17 protein-coding genes are annotated in these 16,199 nt (G+C 48.7%); 2 read left to right on the top strand and 15 right to left on the bottom strand.

Translation table 11 applies throughout. The annotated features are described in order from the left end of the window. Nucleotides 1-57 precede the first annotated feature (57 nt). The 11 genes from pepB (EDI28_RS20555) to trmJ form a co-directional block, all read right to left on the bottom strand. Nucleotides 58-1,335, bottom strand: coding sequence for an aminopeptidase PepB (gene pepB, locus EDI28_RS20555; protein ID WP_128785762.1), 1,278 nt, complete (start codon nt 1,333-1,335; stop codon nt 58-60). 100 nt (nt 1,336-1,435) lie between these two features. Next, nucleotides 1,436-2,725 carry an aminopeptidase PepB gene (gene pepB / locus EDI28_RS20550; protein ID WP_128785761.1) on the bottom strand — a complete coding sequence of 430 codons (1,290 nt, stop codon included), beginning with the start codon at nt 2,723-2,725 and terminating at the stop codon, nt 1,436-1,438. Nucleotides 2,726-3,220: 495 nt separating this feature from the next. After that, the gene (gene iscX / locus EDI28_RS20545) at nt 3,221-3,421 is read right to left on the bottom strand and encodes a Fe-S cluster assembly protein IscX (RefSeq protein ID WP_128785760.1); all 201 of its coding nucleotides are present in this window, start codon (nt 3,419-3,421) and stop codon (nt 3,221-3,223) included. 102 nt (nt 3,422-3,523) lie between these two features. Continuing rightward, the gene (fdx, locus tag EDI28_RS20540) at nt 3,524-3,862 is read right to left on the bottom strand and encodes an ISC system 2Fe-2S type ferredoxin (RefSeq protein ID WP_128785759.1); all 339 of its coding nucleotides are present in this window, start codon (nt 3,860-3,862) and stop codon (nt 3,524-3,526) included. Nucleotides 3,863-3,864: 2 nt separating this feature from the next. Continuing rightward, complete coding sequence (hscA, locus tag EDI28_RS20535; protein WP_128785758.1) at nt 3,865-5,721, bottom strand: Fe-S protein assembly chaperone HscA; 1,857 nt, start codon at nt 5,719-5,721, stop codon at nt 3,865-3,867. A gap of 38 nt (nt 5,722-5,759) precedes the next feature. Next, a complete protein-coding gene (gene hscB / locus EDI28_RS20530; protein ID WP_128785757.1) occupies nt 5,760-6,275 on the bottom strand; it encodes a co-chaperone HscB in 516 nt (171 codons plus the stop codon). Nucleotides 6,276-6,348: 73 nt separating this feature from the next. Continuing rightward, nucleotides 6,349-6,672 (bottom strand): iron-sulfur cluster assembly protein IscA, encoded by a 324-nt coding sequence (gene iscA, locus EDI28_RS20525; protein ID WP_128785756.1) that lies wholly within the window; start codon nt 6,670-6,672, stop codon nt 6,349-6,351. A gap of 18 nt (nt 6,673-6,690) precedes the next feature. After that, nucleotides 6,691-7,077: a Fe-S cluster assembly scaffold IscU gene (iscU, locus tag EDI28_RS20520; RefSeq protein ID WP_075763642.1), complete on the bottom strand. Its 387-nt coding sequence runs from the start codon at nt 7,075-7,077 to the stop codon at nt 6,691-6,693. 34 nt (nt 7,078-7,111) lie between these two features. Next, nucleotides 7,112-8,326: an IscS subfamily cysteine desulfurase gene (locus tag EDI28_RS20515; protein WP_128785755.1), complete on the bottom strand. Its 1,215-nt coding sequence runs from the start codon at nt 8,324-8,326 to the stop codon at nt 7,112-7,114. 31 nt (nt 8,327-8,357) lie between these two features. Then, a complete protein-coding gene (iscR, locus tag EDI28_RS20510) occupies nt 8,358-8,864 on the bottom strand; it encodes a Fe-S cluster assembly transcriptional regulator IscR (RefSeq protein ID WP_128785754.1) in 507 nt (168 codons plus the stop codon). A 112-nt stretch (nt 8,865-8,976) separates the two neighbouring features. Next, the gene (trmJ, locus tag EDI28_RS20505; protein WP_128785753.1) at nt 8,977-9,708 is read right to left on the bottom strand and encodes a tRNA (cytosine(32)/uridine(32)-2'-O)-methyltransferase TrmJ; all 732 of its coding nucleotides are present in this window, start codon (nt 9,706-9,708) and stop codon (nt 8,977-8,979) included. Nucleotides 9,709-9,940: 232 nt separating this feature from the next. Here trmJ and suhB point away from each other — a divergent pair, with 232 nt between their 5' ends. Both suhB and EDI28_RS20495 read left to right on the top strand, forming a co-directional pair. Further along, the gene (gene suhB, locus EDI28_RS20500; protein WP_128785752.1) at nt 9,941-10,741 is read left to right on the top strand and encodes an inositol-1-monophosphatase; all 801 of its coding nucleotides are present in this window, start codon (nt 9,941-9,943) and stop codon (nt 10,739-10,741) included. 165 nt (nt 10,742-10,906) lie between these two features. Further along, the gene (locus tag EDI28_RS20495) at nt 10,907-11,599 is read left to right on the top strand and encodes a leucine-rich repeat domain-containing protein (protein WP_128785751.1); all 693 of its coding nucleotides are present in this window, start codon (nt 10,907-10,909) and stop codon (nt 11,597-11,599) included. An 87-nt stretch (nt 11,600-11,686) separates the two neighbouring features. Here the strand turns inward: EDI28_RS20495 and secF are convergent, their stop codons facing one another. The 4 genes from secF to tgt are packed head-to-tail and all read right to left on the bottom strand — an operon-like array spanning nt 11,687 to nt 16,011. Then, nucleotides 11,687-12,634, bottom strand: coding sequence for a protein translocase subunit SecF (gene secF, locus EDI28_RS20490; protein ID WP_128785750.1), 948 nt, complete (start codon nt 12,632-12,634; stop codon nt 11,687-11,689). Between the two features lie 12 nt (nt 12,635-12,646). Then, complete coding sequence (secD, locus tag EDI28_RS20485; protein WP_128785749.1) at nt 12,647-14,500, bottom strand: protein translocase subunit SecD; 1,854 nt, start codon at nt 14,498-14,500, stop codon at nt 12,647-12,649. 25 nt (nt 14,501-14,525) lie between these two features. Next, entirely contained in the window at nt 14,526-14,861 is a 336-nt protein-coding gene (gene yajC / locus EDI28_RS20480; protein WP_128785748.1) for a preprotein translocase subunit YajC, read from the bottom strand. 22 nt (nt 14,862-14,883) lie between these two features. Next, nucleotides 14,884-16,011, bottom strand: coding sequence for a tRNA guanosine(34) transglycosylase Tgt (tgt, locus tag EDI28_RS20475; RefSeq protein WP_128785747.1), 1,128 nt, complete (start codon nt 16,009-16,011; stop codon nt 14,884-14,886). Nucleotides 16,012-16,199: the final 188 nt, after the last annotated feature.

Genomic DNA, 16,199 nt, shown 5'->3' with positions numbered 1-16,199 from the left:
TATGACGTGAGTCCAATGGAGGCTCGAGCAACTAGCCTCCTCCGCCCACAATAAAAGCTACAGCAGCAACGCTGCAATGTTCGCGACACCCAATCCTGTCGCTCCAGCCGCCCAGCGACTGTCTGCGCTATCCCGGAAACATGCAGCCAAATCAAAATGGATCCAGCGACTTGACTCGGTATCAACAAATCGAGACAGGAAGGCAGCAGCATTCGATGCTCCCCCCATTCCACCGCCCTTCTGCGTCCGGCTGTTGGCAGTATCTGCATAATGGGACGGGCAGTTTGCCTGGTGCCACTTTTCCAGCGGGAGCGGCCAGGCAGGCTCATTAACTAGCTCTGAAAGCTGCTGCGCGTGTTGCAACAAAGCTCTATCAAGACCAAACAAGGCATTGTAATCGGTTCCTACCGCCATCATCGCCGCGCCAGTTAATGTGGCTGCATCAATAATCAGCGGAGCTTTGGTCTCACCAGCAGCAATCAGGCCATCAGCCAATACCAAACGCCCCTCTGCATCAGTATTGACCACTTCTACCGTCAGCCCGTTCTTGTACGTTAGCACATCACCAAGCTTATAGGCGTTACCCGCAACCATGTTTTCTGCACAACATAAGATCAACGTCACACGTTGGCGCAAACCTTGCTCAATCGCATAGCCCAGCGCAGCAGTCACGGTTGCCGCACCGCCCATATCACACTTCATCGACACCATGCCCGCACTGGATTTTAGGCTATACCCACCTGAGTCAAAGGTAATGCCCTTGCCTACCAGGCAAGCCGACACGGGAGCATCAGGATCTCCGGTTGGGTTAAAATCCAGTGTCAGCATAACCGGTGGTCGGCTGCTGGCCCGGCCTACGCTATGAGTCCCGATCCAGCCCTTATCCAACAGCTGATCGCCGATCAGGATCTCGTGGCTAATTTTATCACCCGCAATGGATGACAAAAACTCAATGGCATCGTTGGCGAGCTTCTCCGGATACATATCTTCCGGTGTCGCATTGACAACCTGGCGTACCCATTCGCTGCAACGACGACGGGCATTAAGGAGCTCCAGCTCATCTTCGTCAACCGACGCCCACTTTAGCTCAACAGGCTTCATGGTAGCGGCAAAACCGCAGTAAAATGCCCATTGGCGCTCATAGCTCCAACCACTACCCTCAAGGTTAATCTGCTCGGCACCTTGGGACTGCAGCCGGCGAGCAGCCTGCTGAACGCGGCGTAGCGGGTAATCGCCACTATAATGGATCACCGCGCCGTCTTCCTGATACGACAGCAACGCTTTCTCGCCCCACGCTCCTGCGCTTGGCTCAGCCGAAAGTGTAATCCTTAACATAAACACCCTTTCCGTTTTTAGTGACAAATCACCGCATCGGCGTCCGCAGCGGTGATTTGATATCAGTGTATCTCGCTTATTCTACCGCTAGTTCGATTGCTTACTCTTCGTCACAGAGAATGTTTGCCAGGGTACGTACCCCCATTCCCGTTGCCCCTGCACACCACTTATCGTTAGCCGTCTTACGGTATGTACCGCTGGCATCAATGTGCATCCAGCCGTTTTTGTAATCATCAACAAAATAGGACAGGAATGCCGCCGCAGTACTCGCTCCTGGTAGGAAATCCCCCATAGAAACGTTCGACAAATCGGCAAAACTAGATGGCATCATGGCACGGTGATGATCAGCCAACGGCAACGGCCATAGTCCTTCCAGCTCATCACTTGCTGCCATCAACGCCTGTTGCGCCAACGCATGGTCGAAACTGAACAGCGCATGGTAATCATTACCCAGTGCATTTTTCGCCGAACCAGTAAGTGTCGCACAATCGATGATCACTTCAGGGTTTTGCGAACTGGCGTAAATCAAGCCATCAGCCAGCACCAAACGGCCTTCGGCATCAGTATTGAGGATCTCAACTGTTTTACCATTCTTATAGGTAATAATGTCACCTAACTTGAAAGCTCGCCCCGAAACCATATTCTCGGCACAGCACAAGATAAGCTTGATACGCTTGGTAGTACCGCGTGCAATCGCCAGTGCCAAACCACCGGTAGCCATTGCAGATCCGCCCATATCAGCCTTCATAGCAGTCATACCGGCTGACGATTTCATGCTGTAGCCACCAGAATCAAAAGTGATCCCTTTACCGACCAGACAAGTATGCACTGGCGCATCAGCATCACCTGTTGGATTATAGTCCAGGCGCAGCATAGCCGAAGAGCGCTCAGACCCACGTCCCACGGTGTGAATACCATTCCATCCTTCATCCAGCAAATCGTTGCCCTTGATGATCTTATAGGTCACATGCTCCGGTGCCAGCGATTTGATAAACTCACCGGCACGTGATGCCAGCTGCGACGGACGGACAATTTCTGCAGACTGGTTGATGATCTCACGTACCCAGTTCGTCGCTGTCAAACGAGCCTGAAGCTCGGCTTCGTCCGCTTCGCTCAGTCCATCCCAGCTTACTTCGTTGCCCGGCTTGGCATTACGGTGACCCTGAATAAATGCCCAAATACTCTCTAGATCCCAGTTATCACCTGCCAATGTTACTTGCTTGATACCTTGTGCATCCAATTTGCGGCCCGCACGCTGGATAGCGGCCAATGGGGTTTCATCCGTCAGATGAACGATTGTGCCTTTGGCTTCAAACGTCACTAGTGCATTTTTGCCCCACTTATCATCGGCAACTTCCTGGGATAAAAATACGAACATATTGGCAGACATGAATTACTCCTTGGGTTCTGCTATTCACTGCAATGCTAGAACCATTGATTGTGAATACCAATTATAGGGTAGCCGACTCCAAAACCGACTCAGCCCCCAACTTCTGTATCGTGATCAGGCAACAAAATGATGACATCACTGTTACCACACCTAGAGAAGTTATGGGGGCATTGTACTGTAATGCAAGGGAGTGACTGGCTGAACAATTACAAAGCAGACTATTGAGCCTGCTTATCACGGAAATCATGGTTGATCATATCGTGAAAAACCAAAATACCAGAAATTTTCATTACTGTGCCTTGGCATCTCAAAATAAACAAGGTGTTTACATCAAGAGTAAGAGCAAGATCGTGTTGCAGATGCCACTAGTTGAGTAATGAGCGTAAGAGGAACAGTTTCGAGAAGGCGGGGGGTAGATCCAATGGTGCTAGATCTAACGACAAAAGATGTGATATCGATAAATGGATTGCTAAAAGTGAACGGGATAATGGGATATCAGTCTGCTTCTTCTATCCAACACGTCTGTACGGCTTCAAGAATACGCTCGTTACAGTGCTCAGGATCATCATCAAAATCCTCCAGCGCCAATATCCACTCGCGAAGGTCGGTAAACCTTACCGTTGCCGGGTCAATCTCTGGGAAATGTTCAGCCAGCTCAATCGCCAGTTCTTGTGAGTCAATCCACTTCAACCCCATAACACTCACCTTCTATCAACCAAAGAGGAATACTTTATTGTATACCCAAAACACCTGCCTGTTCATCTATGAACGATGAACAGGCAGACCCAGCCGCTAGTCCTAATGGTTCTCAGAAGCTAGGTTAAGGGTGTACTTCGGAATTTCTACCACCAAGTCCTCATCAGCGACTACTGCCTGACAACCCAAGCGAGACTCTGGCTCAAGGCCCCATGCCTTGTCCAGCATATCATCTTCCAGTTCCTCACTTTCTTCCAGTGAGTCAAAACCTTCGCGAATGATCACGTGGCAAGTGGTGCAAGCGCAGGATTTTTCGCAGGCATGCTCAATACCAATGCCATTTTTAAGCGCGACATCCAGTACCGTTTGGCCGCTCTCGGCTTCCAGTACTGCGCCCTCAGGGCAAAGATCTTCGTGGGGTAGTACAACAATTTTAGGCATGCCTAAACCTCATCAATCGATTGGCCAGCCAGTGCCTGACGAATGGACTTATCCATTCGGCGAGAGGCAAAATCCTGACTAGCTTTATCTGTTTTCTTAATACCTAGCTCAATCGCATACGGGTCAGTACCCTGGCGCAATTGAACAAGTTCCATCATGACAGCTTCTAGCTCATCACGCTCTTCTTTGGTCAGCAGGGTATCACCGTCTGCAGCCAGTGCCGTAATCAATCCTTCAAGGACGCGGTCCGCTTCAACCTGTTGCTCGGCCAGAGTACGGGCGTTTTTATCTTCCTGTGCATGGGTCATCGACTCGCGGATCATGGTGGTGATTTCATCATCGGTCAAACCATAAGACGGCTTCACCTGAATGGAGGATTGTACTTCGCTACTTTTCTCCATTGCTGTCACTGATAGCAAACCATCCGCATCAACCTGATAGGTCACGCGAATATGGGCAGCCCCTGCCGCCATGGCAGGAATGCCTCGTAGCGTGAAACGTGCCAGCGAGCGGCAGTCGCTCACCATTTCACGTTCGCCCTGTACAATATGCACTGACATTGCTGTCTGGCCATCTTTGAACGTGGTAAATTCCTGGGCACGGGCTACTGGGATCGTTGTATTACGAGGAATAATTTTCTCGACCATTCCCCCCATCGTCTCGATACCCAGTGATAGTGGGATAACATCAAGCAGCAGCATATCGGAATCTGGCTTGTTACCCGCCAGGATATCGGCCTGAATAGCAGCACCGACAGCAACAACCTGATCCGGGTCGATCGAGGTCAGTGGCGTCTTGCCAAAGTAATTACCGACCATCTCTCGAACCATAGGAACGCGCGTCGAGCCACCGACCATAACGGTTTCAATAACTTCGTCAATTTCAATCGCCGCATCTTTGATAGCTCGGCGACAAGCCATCAGGGTTTTCTTCACCAGCGGCTGGATCAGCGTATTAAACTGTTCGCGACTAACCGCTCCCTGCCAGCCCAACACGTCAACAGCCGCTTCATCGGCATCACTCAGGGCAATTTTAGCTGCCGTTGCGGCATCATGTAATGCACGTAACTGCTGTGCCGATAAGTTACCGTCAAAACCTGCTTTCTCGGCAATCCAACCAGCCAGCAAGTGATCAAAATCATCCCCGCCCAGCGCAGAATCACCACCAGTCGCCATCACCTCGAAGACGCCTTTCGACAAGCGTAGGATAGAAATATCGAATGTACCGCCGCCTAGGTCGTATACAGCGATGACACCTTCCTGACCAGAGTCCAGCCCATAGGCTATCGCTGCTGCAGTCGGCTCATTGAGCAGGCGAAGTACATTTAAATTCGCCAGTTTCGCCGCATCTTTGGTACCGGCACGCTGAGCATCGTCAAAATAAGCAGGAACGGTGATCACCACGCCTTCCAAATCACCACCGAGGGTCTCTTTGGCACGATCGCTGAGTGATTTCAAAATCTCTGCCGATACCTGAATCGGATTCACCGTCCCGTTACGGGTTACTAGCTGGGGCAGGCCATTGTCGGTCGCCTCGTATTGATATGGCAGCTGTGGATAGCGCTGCTGAATATCAGCTAATGAACGACCCATCATACGTTTTACGGAAAAAATCGTATTTTCAGGATCCTGCTGGGCTAAATCTCTAGCTTGTTGGCCAACCAATACGGCTTCATTTTCACCGTAATGTACAACCGACGGCAAAATCGGCCGACCTTGCGCATCCTGTAACGTTTCCGTAACGCCGCTGCGAACCGTAGCCACGAGAGAATTTGTAGTACCCAGATCAATACCCACCGCCAGTTTGTGTTGGTGCGGTGCTGCACTTTGACCTGGTTCAGCAATCTGTAACAGTGCCATTATCGTTCCTGTGGAGTTAGTGCTGGAATCGGGAAAGATCAGTCAAGCAACGTGTCTTCAAGACGCTCGACCTCATAACGCAGCTTATCAATAAATTTTAGCTTGCGCACGGCATCTGCCGCTTGGTCCCAGTTTTCATTATTTAACAGTTGCTCAAGATCCTTCACCTGTGATTTATACATCGCCGACGCCTGCTGTTCAAAGTCAAACAGCGCCGTTTCAGGATCACTCGCATCTGGGATTTCTTCAAGAGCTTCACGCAGTTCCATCTGCTGCATTAAAAACTCAGGATCTTGCAACGTCTTATGCTCGCCGCGAATATCCACATGTTTCTCTGATAGCATATACTCTGCACGAGAAATGGGTTGTTTAAGCGTTTGAAAGGCATCGTTAATTTGCGCAGCTTTTTGAACGGCCATCAAGCGGTCCCGTTCTGAGGAAAGCGCGAAATTATCTGGATGGAAACGACGTTGCAGTTCCCGGAACTGAGTTGAAAGAAGGCTACCATCCAGTTCAAATTGGAAAGGTAGCCCAAATAATTCGAAATGATTCATATTGCGTCTGATATCTATAAATACCAAACCTGAAAGCGACACAGGTAGCAATCAGGCTCAGTTGATGCAGCGATTAGACGTTGAAGCTCTCACCACAACCGCATTCGCTTGATACGTTCGGGTTGTTGAACTGAAAACCTTCATTTAGCCCTTCTTTGGCAAAATCCAGCTCGGTACCGTCGAGATAAACAAGGCTTTTGGCATCAATAATGACCTTAACGCCCTTCTCTTCGAATACCGTATCCTCTTCATTCAGTTCATCAACGAACTCAAGGACATATGCCATTCCTGAACACCCTGAAGTCCGGACACCCAAGCGCAGGCCGATGCCTTTGCCTCGGTTCTCTAGAAAAGTAGCTACGCGACTTGCCGCCGCTTCAGTAATAGTAATGGCCATACAACAACCCTCAGGAAATTAATTTTCTTCGTGTTTCTTTTTATAATCACTAACTGCAGCTTTAATTGCATCTTCAGCAAGAATCGAGCAGTGAACTTTTACAGGTGGGAGCTCAAGTTCTTCAGCAATCGCTGAGTTCTTAATCGAAGCCGCCTCGTCCAGACTCTTGCCTTTCACCCACTCGGTGATCAGCGAGCTCGATGCAATAGCAGAACCACAGCCGTATGTTTTAAACTTCGCATCTTCAATGATGCCTTCTTCAGTCACTTTGATCTGAAGTTTCATTACATCGCCGCAAGCCGGTGCTCCCACCATGCCGCTGCCGATGCTCTTGTCGTTTTTGTCAAATGAGCCCACGTTACGCGGGTTCTCATAATGATCGATGACTTTTTCGCTATATGCCATGATATATCTCCTCGAATACGTTATGACCGCAAGATTAGTGGTGTGCCCACTCGACTGTGTTCAGGTCAATGCCTTCTTTATACATATCCCACAACGGAGACATTTCACGCAATTTCTCAACCGCATCACGGATTTGCGAAACTGCATAGTCTACTTCTTCTTCCGTAGTGAAGCGACCGAAAGAGAAGCGAATTGAGCTATGTGCCAGTTCATCGTTCAAACCCAGCGCACGCAATACATACGAAGGCTCCAGACTGGCAGATGTACAAGCAGAACCAGAAGACACCGCGAGATCTTTCAGTGCCATCAACAATGATTCACCTTCAACGAAAGCAAAGCTGATATTGAGATTGTTCGGGAGACGCTGCTCCATATCACCGTTGACAGTCATTGCTTCAAGATCTTTGACACCGTCAAGCAGACGATTACGCAGTGCGAGTGCATGCTGGTAATCTTTGTCCATGTCTTCTTTGGCAATACGGAAAGCTTCACCCATACCGACGATTTGATGGGTAGCAAGGGTACCGGAGCGGAAACCTCGCTCATGACCGCCACCGTGCATCTGGGCTTCCAGGCGGATACGAGGTTTACGACGCACGTACAGGGCACCGATACCTTTTGGACCGTAAATTTTGTGTGCAGACAGTGAGATCAGATCAACTTTCATTTCCTGAACGTCGATTGGCAGTTTACCGGCAGACTGAGCGGCATCGACGTGGAAAATTACTTTCTTCTCTCGACACATCTCACCAATAGCTGCGATATCCTGAATCACACCAATTTCATTGTTCACATGCATGATAGAAACCAATACCGTGTCTTCACGTATTGCATCACGCAGCTTCGCCATGTCAATCAAACCGTTTGACTCAGGCTCAAGATAAGTTACTTCGTAGCCTTCACGCTCGAGCTGGCGGCATGGATCCAGAACAGCTTTGTGCTCTGTTTTACAGGTAATGACATGCTTACCTTTTTTACCGTAGAAGTGCGCTGCACCTTTAATCGCCAGGTTGTCAGATTCAGTAGCACCTGACGTAAAGACGATTTCGCGTGGATCTGCATTCAGCAAATCAGCAATATTTTCACGTGCCGTATCGACTGCTTCCTCTGCCTGCCAACCATAACGGTGAGAACGAGAAGCCGGGTTGCCGAAGTTACCATCCATAGTAAGACATTGCATCATCTTCTCGGCAACACGGGGATCTACTGGGCAAGTAGCGGAATAATCAAAATATATTGGCAGTTTCATCTTCATCTCCGAAAACACGGACGTCTAGTCTCTAGGAGCGAACATCGACACCTATAGTGGCGCTGTCGTGTGTATTATTATTTACAAATGATGCTTTATGTCGCCCCTGATCCTGTCGACCAGAGATTTCTTGTACATCATTGTCTTTCATCAGCTCGCCAAGAGTGATGTTGTTCAAAAAACCGCTGATGCGGGAGCTCAAATCATGCCACAGAGTATGTGTCAAACAGCGTACACCGCCCTGACAATCCCCTTTACCATGACACTTGGTGGCATCAACCGATTCATCAACAGCCGCAATAACCATACCAACCGCAATACTGTCAGCATCATCACCCAGGCGGTAACCACCACCGGGACCACGAACACTGGCTACCAGGCCAGCTTTGCGCAGGCGAGAGAAAAGCTGCTCCAAATAAGACAGTGAAATCCCCTGACGCTCTGAAATATCGGCCAGAGGGACAGGACCATCTTGAGAATGCAGAGCCACATCCAGCATGGCTGTTACTGCGTATCTTCCTTTTGATGTCAATCTCATAACACACCGCTACCCACTTAAATGTATGGGAGGAGTGTCGCATACCTGACTAAAACGGTCAAGTATTTACCTGACTGTTTTAGTCAAGCTTTTAACCATACGGTTTATGCGTCTATTTATCGCGACTTTCTAACGATTTTTCAACTGAGGATAAGATGCCTCGTAGGATATTTAACTCCTGCTGCTCTGGACGAGCACGGGTAAATAGCCGGCGAAGTTTCGCCATCACCATTCCCGGATGCTTCTTATTTATAAATTGGGTCTGCGTGGTAACTTTTTCAAGATGCTCGTAGAACATTTCCAGTTCTTTGGTACGCGGGTACTCTTCCACCTTGGTTTCACCGGAGTATTTTTCCTGCTCCAGGTACGCCATGCGGATCTCGTAACTGACAGTCTGTACTGCCATCGCAAGATTCAGTGAGCTGTAGTCAGGATTGGCCGGAATATAAACATGGCAATGACACTTTTGTAACTCTTCATTAGTCAGGCCTGTACGCTCTCGGCCAAATAAAATGGCAACATTGTGGCTACTCGCTTCGGCAATCGACTTGATCCCACACTCACGCGGGTCGAGTTGTGGCCACTCCAGTGTACGAGAGCGCGCACTTGAACCAACCACCAGGCCGCAATCAGCAATGGCTTCATCCAGGGTCGAGACAATTCTGGCATTTTCAACAATATCAGCAGCACCTGCAGCCAAAGCATAAGATTTCTCATCGATTTCGCATGCAGGATCGACCAACACCAGATTGGTCAGGCCCATCACTTTCATTGCACGAGCCGCCGAGCCGATATTGCCCGGATGAGAGGTACCTATTAAAACAACACTGATTTTATCTAACATGAAAAAGCTATTATCCGACGAATTCTTAAAGCGGAAGGATTTTAACACACCCTTTCCAAAAATGGAGAAAACATGTAAAAACATTATACCTATGACTGGGATTTTATACCTTTTTGTATGATCTTTGAGAGTTAGATTTATCTCGAGCAAAAAATAACCACTTCCTTTTTGCCCTAGCTCTGATATACTCGCCGCCGCTTTTTAGTTCTTTAACATCCGTTGGGAAGATCCTATGCATCCGATGCTTAATATCGCCATTCGCGCTGCGCGAAAGGCCGGTGACCATGTCATTAAATCTCTAGAAAAACCTCAGTCAATTGAAGTTGCCAATAAAGGTAATGATGTTGTTACCAACATCGATCAAGAAGCAGAAGCTATCATCATCGATACTATCCTTAAGTCTTACCCTGATCACTGCATCATCGGTGCAGAGACTGGTAACAAAGAAGGTAGAGACAAAGAGTGTCAGTGGATCATCGACCCAGTGGATGGCACCAAAAACTTCGTTCGCGGTTTACCTCACTTCGCAATCTCTGTAGCGCTACGTATGCGTGGCCGTACAGAAGTTGCTGCTGTTTACGATCCTGCTCGTAACGAACTATTCACTGCAACCCGCGGCTCTGGCGCTCAGCTTAACAGCCAGCGTGTTCGTGCTTCCCAGCCTCGTGACCTAAGCGGCACTACGCTGGCAACAGGCCTTCCTTTTGCTGCCAAGCAGCATGCTGAAAGCTACATGAAGATCCAAAACGCACTATTCATCGAGTGTGATGACATGCGCCAGTGTGGTTCTACTGCACTTGATCTTTGCTATCTGGCAGCTGGCCGTGTTGACGGTGTATTCAAACTAGGCCAGAAGCCTTGGGAACTGGCTGCGGGTGAGCTAATTGCACGTGAAGCAGGTGCTATCTGTACTGACTTTACTGGTAACACTAACCACCTGACGTCTGGCAACATCGTTGCTGGTAATGCGCGCGTAGTGAAGCCAATGCTTGCTAAGATCCGTGAACACGGTAGCGACGCACTAGCTAAGTAATTATCGGTTATTAACCGAAAGCCAAACCCCGTCAGTTTTGCTGACGGGGTTTTTCTTTGTCTACGGCTCATCTTCCTTATTTAATACAGTTACTTATAACGAACAAGAGTGCTTTTATGATACCCTGCGCCTATGATGATAATGCATTCTATCTAGGTGACATTGATGCCCGTATTCAAAAAACATCCTCTGCCTCTCGGCGCCCTATTTGCCTGTTCACTGCCTTTGCTACTAAGCGGTTGCGAGCAGCATTATGATACAATCGAGGCTATTCCCTTTGCCGATCAAAACTTCCGTGCCTGCGTACTAGAAACCGGCCATACCTACCCCGAGGACATCACCGAGCTAGACTGTGATGACAGCAACATCCGATCTGCAGCCGAGGTCAAATACTTCGAGAACCTTCGAAAACTGTCATTAGGGGATAACCACCTAGAGGATTTAGTTCTTTCCGAAAGCCCAGAGCTGCGCCAACTAAACCTCAGTGATAACCAACTTAACAGCCTAGATTTGTCAGAAAACCATGAGCTTCGTGAAGTTCGCCTTAGCCATAACGAGATAAGTACCCTGACACTTCCTGAGGCCAAACGCCTTGAGAAACTGGTCCTGACTGATAATGAACTTGAAACATTAAATGTTTCCCAGCTCCCTAAGCTGCGTGCACTCTTTGCAGCAGATAACGAACTGACTGAGTTGGACCTGTCCCTGAACCCGGCGTTGTCAGAGCTCAATGTAAGAAACAATGCATTGAAGGCTCTGGATCTTTCCCACAATAAAAAGCTCAGCCAACTACTCGAGCAGGGTAATCCGATGAATGGCGGCAAACAGCGCCCAGTTAGTGAATGGCAGGCGAAATAACCACTTTTTCTCGGCGGATCAAATCAATACATAAAAAAACGGAGCCTTGCGGCTCCGTTTTTTATTCAGCGAATGTACACGCTACCTTTACGGCATCGCGTCAAACTCTTCGCCTTCCTTGTCCACTTGCGGTGGCATCAGGTGCTCACGGGTAATACCCAGTTTCAGCGCCAGAGCCGAAGCCACATAGATAGATGAGTACGTACCAACGGTAATACCAATCAGCAATGCAGCTGCAAAACCGTGGATCATACTACCGCCCTTCAGGAACAAGGCGATAACCACGAACAGGGTCGTAGCAGATGTGATCAACGTACGGCTGAGTGTCTGGGTGATCGAGTTATTCATCACCTCAACTGGACCGCCCTTACGCATCTTACGGAAGTTCTCTCGAATACGGTCAAACACAACGATGGTATCGTTGAGCGAGTAACCGACAACGGTCAGCAATGCCGCCACAATCGTCAGATCAATTTCAATCTGAGTGAAAGAGAAAATACCAATTGTGATTATCACATCATGGGCAAGTGCCAATACGGCACCGGCAGCCAGACGCCACTCAAATCGCATCGACACATAGAGCAAGATACAGATCAACGAAACCAAAATCGCCAAGCCGCCCGCTTCAGCCAATTCGTCACCGACGTTCGGGCCAACGAACTCGATACGGCGCATTTCAACGCTCTGACCGGTGCCGACTTTCAGGGCATCGATAATCTGGTTACCCAGCTTCTCACCCTTTGCATCTTCACGCGGCTGCAGACGAACCATGACATCACGTGCCGTACCGAAGTTCTGAACAATGGCATCGCCAAAACCAGCATTTTCCAATGAGTCTCGGATTTTTGCCAAGTCAGCAGGCTGCTCGAAGCCAACTTCAATCAACGTACCGCCGGTAAAGTCCAGGCCCCAGTTCAGTTTTTGGGTAGTGACCGTACCAATTGCCGCGATAATCATAATAATCGAAAGAACAAATGTAACTTTCGACCAACGCATAAAGTCGATCACTTTATCCGCTTTCATAATTTGAAACATGTCAGCGTCTCCTTAGATCGACAGTTTATCGACGCGCTTACCGCCATAGACAAGGTTGACCATCGCACGGGTCCCTATAATCGCCGTAAACATCGACGTCAAGATACCGATAGAAAGCGTAACAGCGAAACCTTTGATTGCACCAGTACCGACAGCAAACAGAATAATCGCCGTGATCAAGGTAGTAATGTTGGCATCGGCAATCGTACTAAGTGCGTTTGCATAACCTTGCTGAATCGCATGCTGAGGGCTGCGACCTTCACGAAGCTCTTCACGGATACGTTCAAAAATCAGTACGTTGGCATCGACTGCCATACCGACGGTCAGAACAATACCGGCAATACCCGGTAAGGTCATCGTTGCACCCGGGATCATCGACATCACACCGATAATCATCACCAAGTTCATCAGCAATGCCATATTGGCAAATAGACCAAATCGACGGTAATACACTAAAGTGAACAGCATTACGGCAACCATGCCCCAGATCATTGCCTGAATACCCATATCGATATTCTGCTGACCCATTGACGGACCGATTGTACGTTCTTCAACAATAGAGATTGGCGCAATCAACGCACCGGCACGCAATAGCAAAGCCAGGTTATGCGCTTCAGCCTGAGAGTCGATACCGGTAATACGGAAGTTACGACCCAGTGCAGTCTGAATAGTTGCCTGGTTAATCACTTCTTCGTGTTTCTCTAGAATCACTTTACCGTTAGGATCGCGATCACCGCTGTCTTTGTACTCGGTAAACACAGTCGCCATCAGCTTACCCACGTTGTTACGCGAGAACGCTGTCATCTTGCTACCACCTTCGCTATCTAGCGAGATGTTAACTTGCGGACGGCCGTATTCATCAGCGCTTGAACTCGCATCGGTGATGTGAGAACCCGACAGAATAACACGCTTTTTCAGCACAGCCGGGCGTTGGTCACGAGTGTATTTCACCTCGCTGCCAGCCGGTACACGACCAGATACAGCTGCTGCTACATCTGCAGTGCTGTCAACTTCACGGAACTCCAGTGTCGCTGTCGCACCCAAAATTTCTTTTGCACGCGCGGTGTCCTGAACCCCCGGAAGCTCAACCACAATGCGGTTAGCGCCCTGGCGCTGTACCAGAGGTTCTGCCACACCCAGCTCATTCACACGGTTACGAAGGATGGTGATATTCTGATCGACGGCGTAGTTGCGGATTTCCTGCAGACGAGCATCAGTAAACAGTGCCGAAAGGACAAAGCGGCCATTGCTGTCGCTATCGCTGAACAGCATGTCCGGATGAAGCTTCGATAGCTCGATCTTTGCCTGTGCCAACTGCTCGGCATTACGCAAGCGAACTTCAACCGAGTTATCAGTTTTGCTGATAGCACGGTAGCGAATTTTTGCCTCGCGCAGCTCAGTACGGAACGTTTCTTCCTGCTGCCCCAGCAACTTCTCCATTGCTGCGTCCATGTCTACTTCCATCAAGAAATGCACACCACCGCGCAAGTCTAGGCCCAATTTCATTGGGGTTGCGCCAACGGATTCAAGCCAGTCAGGAGTAGAAGCGGCAAGGTTAAGTGCGACGATAAAGTCGTCACCAAGCTGTTCATTGAGAATATCGCGGGCACTGATTTGAGTATCAGTATCGTTAAAGCGGACCAGTACTGTACCGTTTTCGAAAGCGACAGATTTGTATGAGAGTTGATATTGATTTAAATCTTCGGTGACTGCATCCAGCGTCGACATATCTGCCGAGGCGCCACGCGCCCCGGAGATTTGAATTGCCGGATCTTCACCGTAAACATTGGGAAGTGCGTAAAGCAAACCGATGAGCAGTGTAAACACCACCATCAGGTTCTTCCACAAGGGATAACGGTTTAACACTGCTGTGATCCTTTAGAGCAAAAAATTACAGAGATTTCATTGTGCCTTTCGGCAATACTGCAGAAACGAAATCTTTCTTGATTGTGACTTCCGTCGTGTCATTCAGCGCAATCACAATGTAGTCGTTCTCTTCAGATACTTTAGTGATTTTACCCACTAGACCACCGTTGGTTAGCACTTCATCACCTTTGCCCATGGAAGACATTAGGCTCTTATGATCCTTAACGCGCTTCGCCTGTGGACGGTAAATCATGAAATAGAAAATTACTGCGAACAGACCCAGCATGATGAAAAGTTGCATGCTGCCGCCCTGTGGAGCACCTTCAGCTGCGGCATGTGCCTGAGAAATGAAAAGACTCATTTATTAACGTCCTCGTTTATTGTTAAGCGTTTTTTAACGGTGGAACTTCACGGTCTCGACGCGCGTAGAACTCTTCTACAAAGGCATCGAAACGATCTTCTTCAATCGCCTGACGGATACTTGCCATCAAACGCTGATAGTAACGTAAGTTGTGGATTGTATTAAGGCGCGAACCTAGAATTTCATTACACTTATCCAGATGATACAGATACGCCTTCGAATAGTTGCGACAAGTGTAACAGTCACAGTGCGGATCGAGAGGGGTTGTATCCGTTTTATGTTTCGCATTACGGATCTTGATCACACCACCGGTTACAAATAGGTGGCCATTACGGGCATTTCGGGTCGGCATCACGCAATCAAACATGTCGATACCGCGACGAACACCTTCAACCAAATCTTCTGGTTTGCCGACACCCATCAAATAACGTGGTTTATCTTCAGGCAGTTGCGGACAAGTGTGCTCAAGAACACGGTGCATGTCTTCTTTAGGCTCACCGACGGCTAGGCCACCCACAGCATATCCATCAAAACCGATGTTAGTCAGGCCTTCAACAGAAACATCACGCAAGTCTTCATATACACTACCCTGAACAATACCGAATAGCGCATTTTTGTTATCAAGCTTGTCAAAGTGGTTACGGCTACGCTGTGCCCAGCGCAGTGACATCTCCATTGATTGCTTCGCTTCGTCGTGTGTTGCCGGGTATGGCGTACACTCATCGAAGATCATCACGATGTCAGAGCCCAGGTCTTTCTGGATTTCCATCGACTTCTCGGCATCCATGAAGATCTTGTCGCCATTCACTGGATTACGGAAATGAACACCTTCTTCGGTAATTTTGCGGATATCGCCAAGGCTAAATACTTGAAAGCCACCTGAATCAGTCAGGATCGGGCCCTGCCACTGCATGAAATCATGCAGGTCACCATGCATTTTCATTACTTCCTGACCCGGACGCAGCCATAGGTGGAAAGTGTTACCAAGGATGATCTGAGCACCGGTGTCCTGAACCTCTTCCGGGGTCATTCCCTTTACTGTGCCGTACGTACCGACAGGCATAAATGCTGGCGTTTCAACAGTACCACGTTCAAACTGCAGGCGACCGCGACGAGCACGTCCCTGAGTTTTATCTAATTCAAATTTCACAAAGCCTCCAAAAGCCAGAGAAACAATCTGACGTCAATTCCCATCTCGGGACTCAAGTACAAAAGGCCATTCGCCTAATATACGTATTTTACTTTTCTCGCCACGCCATAAAGCCTAGCGGAAGAAAACAAAGAATCATGACAAATCATTATCCGATCTGTCTTTACTATATTGTCGATGCTATAGAG

It is taken from the genome of Photobacterium chitinilyticum (genome assembly GCF_004104355.1).
Classification (GTDB): Bacteria; Pseudomonadota; Gammaproteobacteria; order Enterobacterales; family Vibrionaceae; genus Photobacterium; species Photobacterium chitinilyticum.
This window is presented reverse-complemented; position numbering and strand designations above follow the sequence as displayed.